Annotated in this window: 14 protein-coding genes; 5 read left to right on the top strand and 9 right to left on the bottom strand. The window is 60.0% G+C overall.

The window, feature by feature from the left end:
- Positions 1-384: 384 nt before the first annotated feature.
- On the top strand, positions 385-4,191 hold the full coding sequence (locus C265_RS31930) for a hypothetical protein (RefSeq protein WP_210401236.1): 3,807 nt from the start codon (positions 385-387) through the stop codon (positions 4,189-4,191).
- A gap of 71 nt (positions 4,192-4,262) precedes the next feature.
- Here C265_RS31930 and C265_RS29120 read toward each other — a convergent pair whose 3' ends face one another.
- From C265_RS29120 to C265_RS29140, 5 genes are all read right to left on the bottom strand, one after another.
- The gene (locus C265_RS29120) at positions 4,263-5,219 is read right to left on the bottom strand and encodes a glyoxylate/hydroxypyruvate reductase A (RefSeq protein WP_010812538.1); all 957 of its coding nucleotides are present in this window, start codon (positions 5,217-5,219) and stop codon (positions 4,263-4,265) included.
- Between the two features lie 78 nt (positions 5,220-5,297).
- Complete coding sequence (locus C265_RS29125; RefSeq protein WP_010812539.1) at positions 5,298-5,759, bottom strand: type II 3-dehydroquinate dehydratase; 462 nt, start codon at positions 5,757-5,759, stop codon at positions 5,298-5,300.
- Between the two features lie 18 nt (positions 5,760-5,777).
- On the bottom strand, positions 5,778-6,398 hold the full coding sequence (locus C265_RS29130) for a glutathione S-transferase (protein ID WP_010812540.1): 621 nt from the start codon (positions 6,396-6,398) through the stop codon (positions 5,778-5,780).
- Positions 6,399-6,418: 20 nt separating this feature from the next.
- Positions 6,419-7,417 (bottom strand): NAD(P)H-quinone oxidoreductase, encoded by a 999-nt coding sequence (locus C265_RS29135; protein WP_037025615.1) that lies wholly within the window; start codon positions 7,415-7,417, stop codon positions 6,419-6,421.
- Positions 7,418-7,489: 72 nt separating this feature from the next.
- Positions 7,490-8,638: an ABC transporter ATP-binding protein gene (locus C265_RS29140; protein WP_010812542.1), complete on the bottom strand. Its 1,149-nt coding sequence runs from the start codon at positions 8,636-8,638 to the stop codon at positions 7,490-7,492.
- 411 nt (positions 8,639-9,049) lie between these two features.
- Between C265_RS29140 and C265_RS29145 the strand changes: the two genes are divergently transcribed.
- Positions 9,050-10,303: an NAD(P)/FAD-dependent oxidoreductase gene (locus C265_RS29145; RefSeq protein WP_010812543.1), complete on the top strand. Its 1,254-nt coding sequence runs from the start codon at positions 9,050-9,052 to the stop codon at positions 10,301-10,303.
- A 107-nt stretch (positions 10,304-10,410) separates the two neighbouring features.
- On the top strand, positions 10,411-11,556 hold the full coding sequence (locus C265_RS29150) for an alpha-hydroxy acid oxidase (protein WP_010812544.1): 1,146 nt from the start codon (positions 10,411-10,413) through the stop codon (positions 11,554-11,556).
- A 46-nt stretch (positions 11,557-11,602) separates the two neighbouring features.
- Here C265_RS29150 and argE read toward each other — a convergent pair whose 3' ends face one another.
- From argE to C265_RS29170, 4 genes are all read right to left on the bottom strand, one after another.
- Positions 11,603-12,778: an acetylornithine deacetylase gene (gene argE, locus C265_RS29155; protein WP_010812545.1), complete on the bottom strand. Its 1,176-nt coding sequence runs from the start codon at positions 12,776-12,778 to the stop codon at positions 11,603-11,605.
- Between the two features lie 62 nt (positions 12,779-12,840).
- Positions 12,841-13,815: a LysR family transcriptional regulator gene (locus tag C265_RS29160; RefSeq protein ID WP_010812546.1), complete on the bottom strand. Its 975-nt coding sequence runs from the start codon at positions 13,813-13,815 to the stop codon at positions 12,841-12,843.
- 109 nt (positions 13,816-13,924) lie between these two features.
- Positions 13,925-14,596 (bottom strand): DUF1028 domain-containing protein, encoded by a 672-nt coding sequence (locus C265_RS29165; protein ID WP_010812547.1) that lies wholly within the window; start codon positions 14,594-14,596, stop codon positions 13,925-13,927.
- A gap of 6 nt (positions 14,597-14,602) precedes the next feature.
- The gene (locus C265_RS29170; RefSeq protein WP_010812548.1) at positions 14,603-15,016 is read right to left on the bottom strand and encodes a RidA family protein; all 414 of its coding nucleotides are present in this window, start codon (positions 15,014-15,016) and stop codon (positions 14,603-14,605) included.
- A 390-nt stretch (positions 15,017-15,406) separates the two neighbouring features.
- Between C265_RS29170 and C265_RS29175 the strand changes: the two genes are divergently transcribed.
- Entirely contained in the window at positions 15,407-16,432 is a 1,026-nt protein-coding gene (locus C265_RS29175) for an ABC transporter substrate-binding protein (protein WP_037025618.1), read from the top strand.
- Between the two features lie 93 nt (positions 16,433-16,525).
- On the top strand, positions 16,526-17,374 hold the full coding sequence (locus tag C265_RS29180) for an ABC transporter permease (protein ID WP_011616607.1): 849 nt from the start codon (positions 16,526-16,528) through the stop codon (positions 17,372-17,374).
- Position 17,375 lies beyond the last annotated feature (1 nt).

Genomic DNA, 17,375 nt, shown 5'->3' on the forward strand with positions numbered 1-17,375 from the left:
TGGCTAGTTCAATAATCGCTGTCTGCTGGAGCCGCCTGCATATGTGCCCCAGCTGAGCGGAAAATGGCATACTATCCCCAACAGGAGGAGTCAGCTGAAGCTGCTCGATTCAACCAAAATGATTGCCGGAATACTTGGCGATTCAATACACCATATTTCTCTCCCATGAGTTCGACGTTCTACCTCCCACGCAGACTCTCGAGTAATGACAGGACGTACACTGAAGAAGCGCTGCTAACTGCTTCGAATTACGTTGTTGTCTTGGCCGAACCCGGAGGTGGGAAAACTGAACTTATGGGGAGCCTTGCTCAACAGTTGGGCACCTCTGCCGTAACCGCAAACGTGTTCAGGCACGTTGGAGCCAATGTAGAGAATTGCCCACTCGTGATCGATGCATTTGATGAGTTGGCCAAGGTCGATCAAACAGGCATTCATGGGCTTCTCGCTAACGCTAGAAGGGCAAATCCAACGCACGTCATCATTTCGAGTCGGTCCAGTGAGTGGGACAGCGCTGCTACTAATGCATTCAAAGACTTTCTGGGACAACCACCTCTAGTGGTCAGGCTATTCGATTTTGATGAGGCGGAACAGCGGGCGATCTTTGATCACCATGTTCCAAGTGAGGACTTCGCAGCGTTCCAGGCCGAAGTTGCTCGATTTGATTTAGAAACGCTCCTCCCAAATCCTCAGTTTCTGAAACTGTTTGCTGATGCCTATATCGAGAGCGAAAGACAATTTACTGACAAACGATCAATCTTCGCACAAGCAGTTGAACGTCTGGCGAGGGAAGCAAACATCAATGTTGCGAGAACCAATCCGACACTTTCGACCACTCAAAAAGTTGACCTTTCGTCCGAAGCTTTCGCCAAGCTCTTGTTGTCCGGTGCTGAAGGTGTTGGCACGAGCGAAGCCACTGAAGACCGATTGTATCCATTGCTGGCGTCACTGTTTAGTGGCAACACAGGGGTTGACGGCATCCTAGCAACTCGACTTTTCAAGCCCGGCGACAGCTCGGATCAACACCGTCCGATTCACAAGATCGTCGCTGAATACTGTGCAGCCGCCTATCTTACCAAGCGGATAGCGGACCCGGCGGATCCGCTGACACTGCCAAAGTGCCTACCCATCATCGCCCCGAACTCCACGGTCCGGGATGAACTCCGGGGGCTGCTGGGCTGGATGGCAGCACTAGGCAACAAGCCTATAGAGGAAGCCGCAATCGAACTTGACCCTTATGCAGTGCTTGCGAACGGCGACCCTTCCCAGCTTGAACATTCGTCAAAGCGCCTGCTTGTAAAGCGGCTAAAAGAAATTGAAGCCAGGGACCCCTACTTTCGAAGGGGGGATTTTTGGCGCAGGTTCAGTGTTGCGGGCTTCTTCACCCAAGATGTTGTGAAGGAGATCAAACCGCTTCTCGTGACCGGAAGTGACGGCCACTTGCGCGATCTGATTCTTGAGCTTTTGGCGGGGTCGCCAGCAATTGAGCCGCTACGGGATGAATTGCGCCAACTCACTTTAACGCCGAACGAAAGCGAGAACACGCGTCTTTTGGCGAGTAGATGTTTGCTCCACATAGGGGGTCACGACCATCGCGCTGACTTGGCGGTTCTCGTTTCCGAAGCAAGTCAAACCTCGCTGAAGGTCGCGGCCAAGATCATCGAAACCCTATGCCCGGAAACATTCGATCGGGCTTACTTAGCAGACTTCCTTCGGGTCTGTACAAATCTCTATCCCAGCCACCAAGAGCACCGTGAGCGCACAATAGGTGCGCGCTACTTCGTGAAGCGCTTCATCGACGCGCTAGACTTAGCACCTATCGAGTGGCTTTTGGATGAACTAACCAAAGACCTATCCTGCAAATGTGGCAAGGAGTCTTACGAGTGTGATTGTCGAAACGGCATGAGCAAGATCATAGGTCTAATGCTGGACCGTTACTTCGAATTGGCAACGCCTCCCTTTGACCCAAAACGCGTATGGCAATGGGTCGGAAACCTGAACTTTCATGAGCAAAAGGTCGCAAGTCAAAGCAAGGCGGTTCAAGTGCTTCAACAAGACGATGGCTTGCGTCAGGGCATTATCGCTCATGTATTCGGGAAACTGACTGATCGAGACCAGATTTTTGAGATCAAGATACATAAGTTCGATTTGAACTCCCACTCCGGCCTTCGTTTCCACACTGATGACCACAGATTCGTAGTCGATCTGGCGTTTGAGACCGACAACTCGGATTTGTGGACGAGCTTCATAGCTAGGAATCAGTACCATCGAAATAAGGGAGAACGAGGCGCGGACAGCTTGCGGCGGCATATGCGCGAGCAGGCATTGAAGAACCCCTCGTTCATGCGAGAGTGGGTCAAGTCCAACAGGGCTGCGGCTAAATTCGAACGAGAACACCGAATGCCGAGTTTCAGGCATACCCGAAGGATGAAGCGCCGCCACAAGCTACAAGACGACATCCGCGCAGCGAACAGCAAATATGTCCAAGACAACCGGGAGCTTGTCGAAAGTGGGCGCCATTGGCGTTGCCTTGTTCGCTTCGCAGACTTAGTGCTTATGCATCCAGACAAGATTGAGCGGGAGTTTGGCGATGAGACGCTCGTTCGAAATGCGCTCAGAAACTGTCTCGACTTCATAGCTCCGCACGTCCCCGATCTGCTCAAGCTAGCTGAACTACAGTGTGCTTCACAGGGCGTACACTCTGAAACGATCCTTTATGCGGCTTGCTTGGAGATCATGCGCGTTAAAGGCAACCTGGAAGAGGTTGATCTCCGACTCCTGAAAGCGCTGCGAACTAACATTCACATGGGCTACAGTGCAGTCTCCAATGAAGACCGCGATGCACTAAAATCTGAAGTTGACCGTCTAGTCTTTCCTAATATCGCGAATGCCGAAGATTTTCTCCGGCAGTACGTTGAGCCACAACTAGTACAGCCTGAGTGTATGCATCCTGAAGTTTGGTTACTGAGCAGCGAAGACGTCTTCAGTCATTCGCGCGCTACGCTATCAATTGAATGGCTTAGAGGCTTTCGTGGATTGGCTCTTGGGCCACTAGATACGCTTTTTGAAATTGCCGCCCAGTATGGCAATCGTGAAGACTTGAAAGAAGTCATTGCGAAGCGTTGCGCAGAGTTTATGTCAGAATGGCCCAACGCGACTGGCAATGGAGACATCGAACAAAAGCGCACATTCTGGTTCGTGCGGGCATGGTACTTCCTGAACGACCCGCCTGCAACGTATTGGAATTGGCTCAGAGCTGATAAAGACACTGTTCATCTGCTTTACGAGAGGTCCGGACGAATGGTCCGTAGCGATCGTCCCCATTGGCCCAGACTCACGCCGCGCAAGGTAGAAAGCATTCTAGAGGCCTTCATCGACAAATGGCCTAAGGTAGATCTACCAAGTCACTGGGGAACGGGAAGTCCAAAAGAAGAGAGCGCCTATCGCTTTTTGACCGAAGTGATCTGGTCAATTGACTCAGATGATTCCGATGAGGCGATTCCTGTCCTCGACCGGCTTCTTACCGATCCGCGCTTCGTAGACCTGCACAAGGACTTGAAAAGCATACATGCCGGTCAAGTCAGGAAGAAAGCACTGAGGGATTTCGAACCGCCAACGCCGCGGGAAATCGTAAATCGACTGGACCGCGACGCTGTGGTGACTGTGGAGGGCTTGCGTGAACTCGTGATCCAAGAGCTCCAAGATTTTCAGAGAGCGATTGCCGGTGGCGAGTACAATTCCGCAAATCGATTTTATGAGAAGAGTGAACGGCTTGATGAAGAACCGTGTACTGAAATCATTGCTGAGCGTTTAAGCCTGAGGCTACAACCACAAAACATCACTGTGACACCAGAGCATCATCTTAAGGCTGCGAAACGAAGTGACTTCACGGTCGCAAAGTCGATCGGCGGGAAAAGACGACTGCTTGTTACGGAGGTTAAAGGACAGTGGCATAGGGAGTTATACACAGCCGCTTCCGCTCAGCTTTATGAACGCTACTCCATCCACCCAGACGCAGAGCATCAGGGCATTTTCCTCGCCATTTGGTTTGGTGCGGACGAAGAAGTTGCTGGGCGCAAAAATCACGGGATTGGAAGCGCTCAGGAACTAAAAAGTAACATCGAGGCAACGCTACCGCCAGAACTCACTGGGCTAATTGATGTGTTCGTTCTGGATGTGTCCAAGCCCAAATAGAACGCTTTGTCGCTACGCGTCTCTCGCCCCTTCCACGCGTCCGGCGCATTGCACCGGACGTAGCCCATACCTCAATATCCGCGTGCTGGATCAATGATGTTATCCGGCAATTCGCCGGCAGAAACGCGAACAATATTTTCCGCAATCTGCCTCGCCGCCGATGACGGAATCGCCACCGAAGCCAGGTGCGGTGTGATCAGCACATTAGGCATGCTCCACAGCGGATCCCCGGCAGGCAAAGGTTCGCGCTCGAAAACGTCCAGGGTTGCCCCGCCGATGTGGCCGCTTTGGAGCAGGTCCGTAAGCGCCGCCTGATCGACCAGTGCGCCCCGCGCAACGTTGATGAAGGCCGCGCCTCGCGGCAGCCGCTCGAGTCGCGCGCGATCCAGGATGCCAGCCGTCTGCGGCGTGAGCGGCAGCATCACGACGACAATGTCCGCCTGTCCGAGCACGGTGTCGAGCGTTTCCAGTCCGGCAAAGCACTCCACGCCTTCGATCTGCGCCGGGCTGCGCGACCAGCCGATCACCTTGAGCCCCTGGCGCTGCAGTTCGTGGGCCGCTTTCGCGCCCAGCTGACCGAGCCCCAGAACCGCCACGCGGATGTCTTCCGGAGAACGGGGATGACGGTAGGCCCACTCACCCCGCCGCTGCGCCTGCTCGAAGTACGGAATGTCCCGGGCGTGCCGCAGCACAGAGAACAGCACGTACCCCGCCATCATGCGCGCCATCTGCGGGTCCGTGAGCCGTGTGATCGGAATGCCTTGGGGCAGATCCTGCCGCTGAACCAGTGAATCAACCCCCGCCCCCAGATTGACGATCAGGCGCAGGTTCGTCATCCCGGCAAAAAAATTCTCCGGCGGTTTCCAGGCGAGCGCGTAGTGGATGTCGGCCGGCCGGGTGATTTCGCTGGAGTGAATGACCTTCAGATTCGGAAGCTGGGCCCGGAGCGCGCGCTTCCACGTGTCGAAATCGTCGAAGGCGCTGTAGAAAGCCAGCGCGCCCGAGGGGGTGTCTTCAGAAATTGGCATCTTGGCAACTGCCTTGAGAATAATGGCAAGGACGGCAGCGAGAGTACATCCTGCTGCCGTTCCGGGTGCGCATGGAAATCAGACCGCTGCTCTGCCCTTCTGCACCAGCCGCGTGACGGCCTCGATGGCGAATTCGTAGCCGTCGCCGCCCAGCCCGGCGATCACGCCATCCGCCACCTTTGAGATGTAGGAGTGGTGGCGGAACGGCTCGCGCTTCCAGATGTTGCTCATATGGGTTTCGATGATCTTGCCGGGGAAAGACAGCAAGGCATCGAGGATCGGAATCGACGAGTAGGTCAGGCCGGCCGCATTGATGATGATGCCGTCCGCCACGCCGCGCGCTTCCTGGATCCAGTCGACCAGCTGTCCCTCGTAGTTTGACTGCAAGAAGCGCAGGTCGGCATTCAGCGACGCGGCCTTTTGCTCGCATCGTGACTGCAGCACCGGAAAGCTGTCGCTGCCGTAGGTCTTGTTGGCGTCCAGGCCATAAAGATTGGCGTTGGGGCCGTTCAGGAACCAGATGGTGATCTTCTCGCTCATGTTCTGACCTCTGTTATCTCAACCTTCATGGGGGCGCGTGGCCAGCATGGCGGGCAGGCTTTGGAAAGCCTCATTCCAGCGTGCTGCGTTGCCGTGTTGGGCACGCCAATCGAGTTCGGGAAACCGGAAGTCCAGATACCCCAGCGCGCAGCCGATGGTGATTTCACCGATGGTGGGCTGTTCTTCCACCAGGTCCGGTGCGATGGCGTCAATTGACTCGAGGCAGGCGCTGACTTTCGTCAGCAGCGCTTCGCGCCACGTGGGCCACTGGACTTCCTCGGGGCGCGCGGTCCGTTCGTAGCGCGCGAGCAGCGCGGCGTCGAGCAGGCCATCGCCGAGCGCCTGGCGGGTCAGGGCCGTCCACCGCGCGGGGCCGGAGGCGGGAAAGATGTCCGCGGCGTCTGCCCGGCTGGCCAGGTACTCGCAAATCACCCGGCTGTCATAGATGGCCTGGCCATTTTCCAGGATCAGCGTCGGGACTTTGGCGAGGGGGTTGTGGGCCGCGATGCGCGGGTCGCGCCGCACCGGATGGGCGGCGCTGTCCAGCAGTTCGATGTTCTCGGCCTGCCCCGTCAGGTGTGCGCAGACCATGACCTTGCGCACGAATGGCGAGGTCGGAGCGAAAAGAAGTTTCAGCATGCTTGATTGGATGACAGGCTCTAGGGGATCAGGACCAGCTTGCCGAAGACCTTGCCGCTTTCCAGCATCCGGTGGGACGCGACCGCCTCCGCGAGCGGGAAGGTGGCGTGGATGCGCGGCTTGACCCGTCCGTTTTTCAGCAGCGGGATGACATGGCGGGCAAGGCTCTGGGCCATCCGGGTCTTTTCGTAATGGCTCTGGGGGCGCATGGTGGACGAGTGCAGGCTCACCTGGCGCTGCATCAGCGTCAGCAGTTCGACATTGACCGCCGAGCCTTGCATGAAGGACAGGCTGACATGGCGGCCGCCGAAGGCCATGGCGGCAAGATTGCGGCGGACATAGTCGCCGCCGACGATGTCGATGACCACGTCGACCCCGCGCCCATCGGTGTACTCCAGGCAGGCCTTGGTGAAATCGGTGGTGGGCCAGCAGATCGTCGCGTCGGCGCCCATGGCGCGCAGTTCCGGAAAACGGCTTTCGTCGTTGTCCGTGGCGATGACGGTTGCGCCGGCGGCATGCGCCATCCGGATCGCGAGCGTGCCGATACCGCCGGCTGCGCCGTGGATCAGGACGGTTTCACCCATGGTCAGGCGGCCCAGCTCGAACAGGTTGTGCCACACGGTGAACAGCCCCTCGGGCAAGGCGGCTGCCTCGGCATCGGAAAGCGTGCCGGGCACGATGAAGGACTGATCGACCGGCGCCGTACACCACGGCGCATAGCCGCCGCCGGGTACCAGGCTCATCAGCCGCTGACCCATCAGCTGACTGTCCACACCGGGACCGCAGGCCACCACTTCGCCGCAGACTTCCAGGCCGAGCACGTCGGTGATTCCGGGCGCGGGCTTCGCGATACCTTGACGCTGCATGATGTCGGGCCGGTTGACGCCGGCGGCGAGCACGCGCAGCAGGACTTCGCCAGCACCGGGCTCGGGCATGGGGCGCTCGGCCAGCGTTAGCACACCGGCGTCGCCGGGTTCACGGGCGATGATGGCTTGCATGGAGCGGGGAAGACTGGTCATGGGTGTGTTCTCTCAGGCGGCGTTGTCTGACGCGTTGCGTTATTCCTTCGCGTTGCGATCTTGCATCTGTTCTTACGTCCGCTTCTGCGGACTGAAAATGCTGACGCCCTCATCGGGCAGCGCAAGTCCCGCGACCGAGCCGATGGGCCATTGCTGCATGGCGCCCAGGCCCGCACTGCGCACCGTGACGACCTGACGGGCCGTCATCGGAATGTCCACGTCGATGAACGTATTGATGTGATCGCCCTGGTAGACGTGATTGATCACGGTGCCGCTCAACACCGATTCAGAATGCAGATGCTCAAGCTTGATGTGCTCCGGGCGCACGTACACGTCCAGCCTTTCCCCGTCGTGCGATGCGTCGGCCAGGCGGGCATGCGGGACGCTGATGAGCCCCGAGCCCAGGCGCAGTTGCACGTCCGTTGCCGTCTGGCCGTGATAATGCGCCGGCAGGATGTTCACGTCGCCCAGGAAGGACGCCACGAACGGGTCTTGCGGGTTCTGATACAGCTCGGCCGGCGACGCGATCTGCCGAATGATGCCGTTCGACATCACCGCGATCCGGTCGGACATGGCCAGCGCCTCGCCCTGGTCGTGGGTGACGAATACCGTGGTCAGGCGCAAGCGGCGCTGGATTTCCCGGATCTCTACCTGCATGGAGCCGCGCAGGTTCTTGTCCAGGGCCGAGAAGGGCTCGTCCAGCAGCAGTACCTTGGGCTGGATCACCAGCGCCCGCGCCAGCGCCACGCGCTGCTGCTGGCCGCCCGAGAGTTCGCGCGGCTTGCGGTGCCCCAGGCCGTCCAGCTTCACCAGGTCCATCACCTGCTTCACGCGCTGTGCGATTTCGTCCTTGCCCACGCCCCGCATGCGCAGGCCATAGCCGATATTGCGCTCGACGGTCATGTGGGGAAAGAGCGCGTAGTTCTGGAAGACGATGCCGATCTGCCGCTTGTGCGGCGGCTCGCAGGTCACCGGCTGGCCATCGATGAAAATCTCGCCGGTGTCGGCTTCCGCAAAGCCGGCGATGAGGTTGAGGAGCGTCGTCTTGCCGCAGCCGGACGGGCCCAGCAGGGTGAGGAATTCCCCGCGTCGTATCTTCAGCGAGAGCTCGTGCAGCACGGTGTGGTCGTGATACTTCTTGACCACCTTTTCCAGGCTGACTGCGGTATCGGGCTGTGCGTGGGGTTGCTGTGCGGCAGGCTCGGAGTTGGCTACGTTCATAGGTGTACAGAGATTGAGGAGTATGCCGTGCTCCAGGCTTGGGCCCAATGACATCGAGGCCGAGCTGGTACTGGCAAGCAGGATAAGTCAAACAGCCAGTATCGGGACTTTGCCGAAACTGATGCGGTCCCTCGGAAAAAACGAAATGCCCGTTTTCAGGCGCAGGCGGCGCGGATGCGATGGCCGGGAACGCCTTGTGGTGCGCGGGTGCGGGGGGCAGTGCCGAACCCTTCGGCCCGCGCTTTACTTTTTCCTAAGTCCTGAGTTTGAAAAACGTGATTTTCAAACGAGGTGGGCTTCATCAAACTGGCCACCGTCGATGAGCGATGTCTCCAGGGCGCCAGTACGCCTTGCCGTCGAAGCTTCCGTGCCGGGGCGACTGACCGGGGCGATCATTCTTAGGAAATTCAAATGTCAGTGGAAAAAATCAACACCGTGGTGGTCGGTGCTGGCCAGGCGGGCATCGCGATGAGCGAGCATCTCGCGCACATGGGTGTGCAGCATGTCGTGCTGGAACGCAGCCGAATCGCAGAACGCTGGCGCTCGGAACGTTGGGATTCTCTGGTCGCGAATGGACCGGCCTGGCATGACCGTTTTCCCGGGATGAAATTCGAGGGCATCTCGCCGGAGGCCTTTCCGTCGAAAGAGCGCATGGCGCAGTATTTCGAGAGCTATGCCGCCATGCTGAAGGCGCCGGTCCGTACCGGCGTGGAAGTCAGGCAGGTGGAACGGCATCAAGGGCGTCCCGGATTCAGGGTGACGACTTCCGACGGAATCATCGAGGCAGACAACGTGGTTGCCGCAACCGGCCCGTTCCAGAAGCCAGCCTATCCGAAGATCGTGCCTGAGAGCGAAAAAATCCGGCAGCTGCATTCCTCGGCCTACAAGAATCCGGGCCAGTTGGCGGAAGGCGGGGTGCTCGTGGTGGGCGCGGGCGCTTCCGGCTCACAGATCGCCGAAGAGCTGCGCCAGGCCGGCAAGACGGTTTATCTCTCGGTCGGCGAGCATTACCGCCCGCCGCGCGCGTACCGTGGCCGTGACTACTGCTGGTGGCTGGGCGCCCTCGGCCTGTGGGATGAAGTGAGGATCCGGCCCAAGAAGGCGCACGTCGCTTTCGCCGTGAGCGGCTATGAAGGCGGCAAGACCGTCGATTTCCGGCGCCTGGCGCACGCGGGCATCAACCTGGTCGGCCTGACCCAATCCTACAAGGATGGCGTCATGACATTCGAGCCAGGCCTGCCCGAGAACATCGCCGAAGGCGACCGCGCCTACTTCGACGTGCTGCGCGAAGCGGATGCCTATATCGAAGAGAATGGCCTGCCGTTTCCGCCGGAACCTGACGCCTGGGAGCTGCTGCCGGACCCGGAGTGCCTTAAGCACCCGATCCTCAACCTCGACCTGGCTGAAGCCGGCATCACCACGATCCTCTGGGCGACCGGTTTCAAGTTTGATTTCAACTGGCTGAACGTGAAGAATGCCTTCGACGAGAAGGGCGATCCGTTCCACAAGCGCGGCATCTCCGCGGAAAGCGGCATCTATTTCCTGGGCCTGCCGAATCTGGTCAACCGGGCGTCGTCCTTCATCTATGGCGTCTGGCACGATGCGAAATACATCGCTGACCATATCGTGCTCCAGAACGGATATATGACGTATGAGCGGTCTTGAGCCTGTTCCTGAGGCTGCACGGTGACCTGTCATTGGTAACGAGGTTGCACGCACGAGCTGCCGGATCGGGCGATCCGGCAGCTTTTGTTTTTTTCAAGGGAGTTCCCATGGCCGAGATGACGTGCATTGAAGACCTGCGCAGGCTGGCGAAAAAGCGCGTGCCGCGCATGTTCTATGACTATGTCGACGGCGGTTCGTGGACCGAATATACCTACCGTGCCAACGAGGCGGATTTTCAGCGTATCGAATTCCGCCAGCGCGTGGCGGTGGACATTACCGAGCGCAGCACCGCCAGCACCATGGTGGGCCAGCCGGTCAGCATGCCGGTGGCGATCGCGCCCACCGGGTTGACCGGCATGCAGCACGCCGATGGAGAAATCCTGGCCGCGCGCGCGGCGAAGCGGCACGGCATCCCGTTCACCTTGTCCACCATGAGCATCTGCCCGATCGAGGCGGTGGCGGAAGCGACCGGGCGCCATCCGTTCTGGTTCCAGCTGTACGTGCTGCGCGACCGGACCTTTGTCGAAAGCCTGATCGACCGTGCCAGGAATGCCAATTGTTCGGCGCTGGTGGTCACGATGGACCTGCAGGTCTTCGGCCAGCGGCACAAGGACAAGAAGAACGGTCTGTCCACGCCGCCCAAGCCGACCCTGCGCAACCTTGTGAACATGGCGAGCAAGCCGCGCTGGTGCATGGGCATGCTGGGTACCAGACACCGTCAGTTCGGCAATATCGTCGGGCATGCCAGGGGCGTCGACAATATCGGGGCGCTGGTGGAGTGGACTCAGGAGCAGTTCGATCCGCGTCTGTCCTGGCACGATATTGAATGGATCAAGAAGCGGTGGGATGGGAAGCTGATCGTCAAGGGCATCCAGGACCCCGAGGATGCGCGGCTGGCGCTGGCAAGCGGCGCCGATGCCATCATTGTGTCGAACCATGGCGGGCGCCAGCTGGACGGCGCCGCGTCATCGATCTCCACATTGCCACGCATCGTGGAAGCCGTCGGGGATCGGGTGGAAGTCCATATGGATGGCGGCATCCGCTCGGGCCAGGATGTGCTCAAGGCCATCGCGCTCGGGGCGCGTGGCACGTATATCGGCCGCGCCATGATGTATGGCCTGGGCGCCCTCGGCGAGCTAGGCGTGACCACGGCCTTGAGCATCATTCAGAACGAGCTCGATCTCTCCATGGCGTTTTGCGGCAAGACGGATATCCAGTCGGTCGATCGCAGCATCCTGCTGACTTCATTTTGATAGCGTCCGTGAGGCGTCCGGGCCAAAGCTGGCCAGAATGCCAGGCTTATCGACAGAGAAATTCGACGAGGCCGGCCAGCATGCGGTCGCAGGCTTCGATCTGCGCCAGCTCCACATACTCGTCGGCCTTGTGTGCGACTTCAATGCTCCCGGGCCCGCAGATCAGCACTGGCGTTTGATTCCAGATCTGCTGGAACAATCCACCCTCGCTGCCATAGTCCACCCTGGCGCATGGGGTGCCCGCGGGGAGCAGCGAGGCGAGCAGGCCGACAGCAGGCGAATCCTCGCGGGTGTTCAGGCTGGGATAGCTGTTCGTCATCTGGATGTCTGGCAACGGCGCCGCAGGATCCAGCGCCTCTTTTTTGACGCGCTCGGCCAGGCGTTCCAGGACGCGCTTCAGGATCTGCTCGGGTTTATCTTCCGAGACGTTGCGAATCTCGAAGCTGACTTCGCATTCGCTGGGCACGATGTTCAAGGCGCGGCCGCCGTGGATGACGCCGGCGTGGACCGTGCTGTAGGGCACGCCGTAGCCCTCCTCGCGCGGGCCGCTTTGCGCCAGTTCACGCTGCACGTCCCGCAGGGATGCGACGAGGTCGCTGGCCATGTGGATGGCGTTGAAGAACCTGGGCGCCAGGCCTGAGTGGCCGGCCTGGCCGCAGCAGACCGCCCGGTAGGCAGCCTTGCCCTTGTGACCGGTGCCGATCCGCATCAGGGTCGGCTCGCCGACAATGCACAGGTAGGGTGCGGGGAGGCTGTGCTCCAGGCGGCGCAGCAGGTGGCGCACACCTACGCAGCCGATTTCCTCATCGAAGGACAGCGCCAGCTGCAAGGGGCGCCGGAGCGGCTGCCGGGCGGCCGCCACCATGGCGGTGACGGCGCAGGCCACGAAGCCTTTCATGTCGGCTGTGCCGCGTCCGTAGATGCGGCCATCCCGGTGCGTTGCCTCAAACGGGGGTGAAGTCCAGGGCTGGCCTTCCACCGGCACCACATCGGTATGGCCGGAGAGCAGGACGCCCGGAACGCCCACCGGACCGACCGTCGCAAACAGATTGGAGCGGCTGGGGTCTTGCGGGTCGGGCGCGAGCATCGATTCGATGCCGGCTTCCGCCAGGATGTCCTGGACCTTGTGGATGAGCGCGATGTTTGGCGTCAGGGAAACCGATGCGAAAGAAACGAGCGTTTCCAGGAGAGAGACGCTTGCGGAGGAGGCTTGATTTTCCATCTCTGGCCCTTCTTGAGGGGGCATTGCCGAAACACGGCATGACCGATGCGGCTGGCGGCGCTTCAGGACGCCGATTTCAGCGGCGCTGCTATATGGGGATCGAAGAAACTTGGAGCGCTCATTCCGGGGATGTATTGGTCGGAGATATAAGCGCGGCAGCGTTCCATGAAGATTCTCGTCAATCTTGACTGTTTCATCGGCTTGTAAGTCGCCAGGCCGAGCAGCATGGGCCGATGGGTACCGGCAAGGCGGACCCGCACCATGCGCTTTCCATCGAGCGACTGATCGGATTTGGGGCGCACGTTGAAGAGTGCGTAGCCAATGCCGTTGGCGACCATGGACCGGACCACTTCCGTGGACTGCGAACGCGCCGCGATGTTCGGCGTCACGCCTGCCTTTTCAAACAGGGAGGTGAAATAGTCCCGGCTCATCGGCATATCGAGCAGGACGTAGGGTTCGGGCGCCAGCTCTTCGAAGGAGACGACTTTCTGCTGCGCCAGCGGATGGACCTCGCTCACCAGGACATAGGGCGGCATCGTCGCCAGGCTCTCGAACTGGATGTCGTCCTCAAGGTGCAGGTCGTAGGTGATCGCCACGTCGATCTCAAGCGCATGGAGCTTGTTCATCAAGACTTCCTGATCGCCTTCGACCATCTGCAGCTCGATTTTCTTGAACGCGCGCGAAAAGCCGAAGATGACCTCGGGCGCAATCATTGCCGTGAGCGACTGGAAGCTTCCCACCCGCAAGGTGCCCTGGATGACGTCGCTCGAATCGGAGGCGATTTCATAGAGTCGGGACGACCGTCCGAGCATATCTTCGCAGTGATGCAGGACCAGCTTGCCGATGGTGGTCAGGCCAATGCCCTTGGAAGAATGGCGCACGAACAGCTGCACGCCCAGTTCGGCCTCGATATGGGCGATCGCTGCGGAGATCGAGGGAGAGGAGATATGGATTTGCGTCGACGCAGCGGCAATGCTGCCATGCTTCGCCGTTGCGACGAAATACTCCATCTGGCGCAGGGAAATGCGATTGAGCATGTCGAGATCAGGAAAAGGGGAACGATCCAGTGTACTGGAGAAGGTTTGCCCTTTCGAGTGCCGGCTGCCTGACCAGCGCTGTCACGCTTCATTCGATGCGTCGGACTGGTCACAGGTTTCCGGGAACGCCAAAGCTGGGCGCCGCGCGGGGATCGAGCGCTCGCTTGACATAGTCCTTCAGTTGCGGCGCGTAAACCTGCCAGGCGGCATGGAGGGCCTCGACCGGGTCGTTTTCTACCCAGTCCAGGCGCAGATCCACGACAGGCCAGTTTTGCGCATCGTACACCAGCAGGCCTGCCGAATGCACCGGACCTTCCTCGCCGCCGGCGGCCTGGCCGGCGAGCATGGCCTGCATCAGCCGTTCCGCGAGCGCGCCTTCGGTCTGCTCGAAGGCCGACAGCATGGCCTGGGGCACTTCACGCGTCGCCAGCATGTTGCCCGCGCATGCGGCATGGGTGCCGACCACGCTTGCCAGGGTGCCGAGCGCCCTGGCACCCGTGAACACCACTGGCGGGTTGTGCGCGTCGATGGCCATGAGCTGGCGATACTCGATATGGGGGCGCTTCTGCAGTTCCGCGAGGGCGCGTTCCGGCGTCAGGCCGCTGGCCATCAGGTCCAGGGCGAGGGGCCCCAGATCCGGGTCGGTAATGTTCTGGCTCGCGGCTGCGCCGACCCCTTTGCGGCCGCGGATGCAGCGCGAGGCAACCGCCGGTGACGAGGACGCCACGGCGGCGCCGAACTGGCCGGTGGCCGGGCACCGTGCAATGATGGAAAAGGTCATGGCAGCTCAGTCGGGGATGACAGCGGTGGCGTCGATCTCTACCAGCCACTCGGGGCGGGCCAGGGCCGATACGACGATGCCGGTCGAGACCGGGAAGACACCCTTCAGCCAGCGGCCCACGACGCGATACACCGCCTCGCGGTAGCGAGGGTCGATGATGTAGATCGTGATCTTGCAGATGTCCTCGAGCTCGCCGCCGGCTTCCTTGAGCAGCATCGCGATATTGGCCATGGCCTGCTCCGCCTGTCCGGCGACGTCCCCGATGCACACGCTCTCCGAGGTGTCGAGGTTCTGGCCGATCTGCCCTCGCAGAAAAACGGTACGGCCTCGCGCGACAACGGCCTGGCAAAGGTCGTTGTCCAGATTCTGTTCCGGGTAGGTGACTTTGGTGTTGAAGGTACGGATGCGGGTATGCTTCATGGTCGATTCGGATCGATTCGGCAGGTGGCGGGAGATTGGGGGCGATGCACCCGACTGCATGGTCATGTGCAGCCGCTGGCGGCGCCATTTGTATTTTCCTGCCGGCCGTTTAGGAATTTCCGAATACCACCGAACCTCACACGACCGCTAACCTGCTCCAGACGGCGGAACCATCCACAACCCCATCGGGAAATGTGAGGCACCCCTACGAAAAAGCCGACTTGGCCGCCTGGTACGACTTTCACATCATAGGCTCCGTAATTCGAAGTCATTGCGTCAACGTCGTTGCGTCAGCAACGCGTCGCTGCTTGTGATTGCATTTCCCGGTGGCACGTTCAAGCGTATTTCCAGTTCTATCAGATGTTTATCTTTTCGATTGGGGGTTAGTAAATGACGATTCGCAAGCTTTTGGCACTTTGCGCGCTTTCCGCCACGCTTGGCAGTACGGCGGCATGGGCCCAGGAAGCCTTGGTGGTGAGCACCTGGGGCGGCAGTTTCCGCGACCTCATCGATGAAAGCATCGGCAAGGAATTCACGCGGCAAACCGGCGTACCGGTCAAGTACATCACGGGCGGCACCATCGACCGCCTGAACAAGGCGAAGCTTGCCTCCAAGCCCGAGAGCGACGTTACCTTCACGACTTCCCACGTCGGCTGGCTCTACGCCAACGGCAATCTCTTTGAAAAGCTGGATACGAGCAAGATTCCGAATTACAAGCATCTTGTCGAGCGCGCCAGGATCAGCCCGTATCACATCGGCAGCTGGGCCTATGTCTATACCATCGGTTATCGCGCCGACCTGGTGCCGCCCAGCGTCAAGTTCGAGAGCTGGAACGACCTGTGGAGCCCGGCCCTGAAAGGCAAGATTGGCGTGCCTGACTTCGATCCGAGCCATGTGGTCGCGGTTTCCGCCATGCTGTCGGGTGGCGATGCGCAAAGCTGGGAAAAGGGGCAGGACAAGCTCAAGGCGCTCAAGCCCAACTTCAAGGCGTTCTATACCAATGACGCCAATGCGCAGCAGCTGATCGCCACCGGCGAAACGCCCGTGCAGGTCATCCTGTCGATCAACGCCTATCACATGATCAGCCAGGGCGTGCCGGTCAAGTTGGTCACGCCCAGGGAAGGCGCTGTGCTCGGCATCGATACCATGGCCATCACGAAGGGCTCCACCAAGGCCGATCTGGCTTACAAGTTCATGAACATCGCCTTGTCCCCGGAAGTCCAGTCGAAGATCGTGGCCTTGAAGAAGGCCAGCCCCGTCGTCGACGACGCCAGGGTTTCGCCTGAAGACGCCAAGCTGCCCGGCGTGTTCACGACGAAGGAGCAGTGGGACAAGGCCATCCTCGTGGACCACAAGCTGCGCGCCGAGAAGACTGCGGAATGGCGCAAGTGGTTCACTGAAAACGTCATGAACTGAGCCCGCTAGCAAGAGTGTGGAGGGAGGGTCGCCGCGGCAATGCACCGCGCCGATCCTCCCTCGCCGATTGAGCATCTGGAATAAGGTTTAAGAATGCGCCCCGATTCACGAGCCTGGTTGGTCTCCCCGGCAGTACTTGTCGCGCTGTGCATCGCAGTATCGTTGATTGCGGTCCTGCAGTTCAGCTTCCGGGCGTATGTGCCCGGCTCCCTGGATGTCGGCGGATTCACGTTCGCCAACTTCAGCGACCTGACCAAGTCGATTTATCTCGACGCGTTCTCCAACACCTTGTGGCTGAGCGTGGAGACGACCGTGTTTTCGCTGCTGGTTGCGTACCCGCTGGCCTATGCCCTGGTGCGCGTCAGGAGCCGGGCGCTCAAGTCCTTCATCCTCGTGGTGTCCATCACGCCCCTGTTTCTGGGGGAAATCGTGCGGACCTACTCCTGGATCGCCGTCCTGGGCAGCAATGGCTTTATCAATGGCGCGCTGCGAAAGCTCGGCCTGATCGACTGGCCACTGGAACTCATGTTCACACACCTGGGCGTGCTGGTCGCGCTGGTGCACGTGACGATTCCCGTCGTGGTCCTGATGCTTGCCACGGCAATTTCGCATATCGACCGCGACTACGAAAAAGCCGCCCAGAGCCTGGGTGCCGGCCCGGTCAGGACCTTCCTCACGGTCACGCTGCCGCTTTCGATGCCGGGTATTCTGGCTGGCATCACAACTGCGTTCGCCTGGACCTTCAGCGCCTTTGCGACGCCTCAGATGATTGGCGGAGGCCGCGTGCCGACGGTTTCGACACTGGTGTACCAGCTTGGCTTCGCTTCCATGAACTTCCCGCTGGCGGCCAGCCTGAGTGTGATGGGCTTGCTGCTGACGGCCGCAGCGCTCTTTTCCCTGGGGCTGTTCACCAAGCGACTGAAAGTCGTTGGAGGACACTAAG

This window comes from Cupriavidus sp. GA3-3 (assembly GCF_000389805.1).
GTDB classification, from domain to species: Bacteria; Pseudomonadota; Gammaproteobacteria; order Burkholderiales; family Burkholderiaceae; genus Cupriavidus; species Cupriavidus necator_D.

Coding starts and splice junctions, on each gene's coding strand:
- C265_RS29120 (WP_010812538.1), bottom strand. CDS start 5,219: ATGCCAATTTCTGAAGACACCCCCTCGGGCGCGCTGGCTTTCTACAGC.
- C265_RS29125 (WP_010812539.1), bottom strand. CDS start 5,759: ATGAGCGAGAAGATCACCATCTGGTTCCTGAACGGCCCCAACGCCAAT.
- C265_RS29130 (WP_010812540.1), bottom strand. CDS start 6,398: ATGCTGAAACTTCTTTTCGCTCCGACCTCGCCATTCGTGCGCAAGGTC.
- C265_RS29135 (WP_037025615.1), bottom strand. CDS start 7,417: ATGACCAGTCTTCCCCGCTCCATGCAAGCCATCATCGCCCGTGAACCC.
- C265_RS29140 (WP_010812542.1), bottom strand. CDS start 8,638: ATGAACGTAGCCAACTCCGAGCCTGCCGCACAGCAACCCCACGCACAG.
- C265_RS29145 (WP_010812543.1), top strand. CDS start 9,050: ATGTCAGTGGAAAAAATCAACACCGTGGTGGTCGGTGCTGGCCAGGCG.
- C265_RS29150 (WP_010812544.1), top strand. CDS start 10,411: ATGGCCGAGATGACGTGCATTGAAGACCTGCGCAGGCTGGCGAAAAAG.
- argE (WP_010812545.1), bottom strand. CDS start 12,778: ATGGAAAATCAAGCCTCCTCCGCAAGCGTCTCTCTCCTGGAAACGCTC.
- C265_RS29160 (WP_010812546.1), bottom strand. CDS start 13,815: ATGCTCAATCGCATTTCCCTGCGCCAGATGGAGTATTTCGTCGCAACG.
- C265_RS29165 (WP_010812547.1), bottom strand. CDS start 14,596: ATGACCTTTTCCATCATTGCACGGTGCCCGGCCACCGGCCAGTTCGGC.
- C265_RS29170 (WP_010812548.1), bottom strand. CDS start 15,016: ATGAAGCATACCCGCATCCGTACCTTCAACACCAAAGTCACCTACCCG.
- C265_RS29175 (WP_037025618.1), top strand. CDS start 15,407: ATGACGATTCGCAAGCTTTTGGCACTTTGCGCGCTTTCCGCCACGCTT.
- C265_RS29180 (WP_011616607.1), top strand. CDS start 16,526: ATGCGCCCCGATTCACGAGCCTGGTTGGTCTCCCCGGCAGTACTTGTC.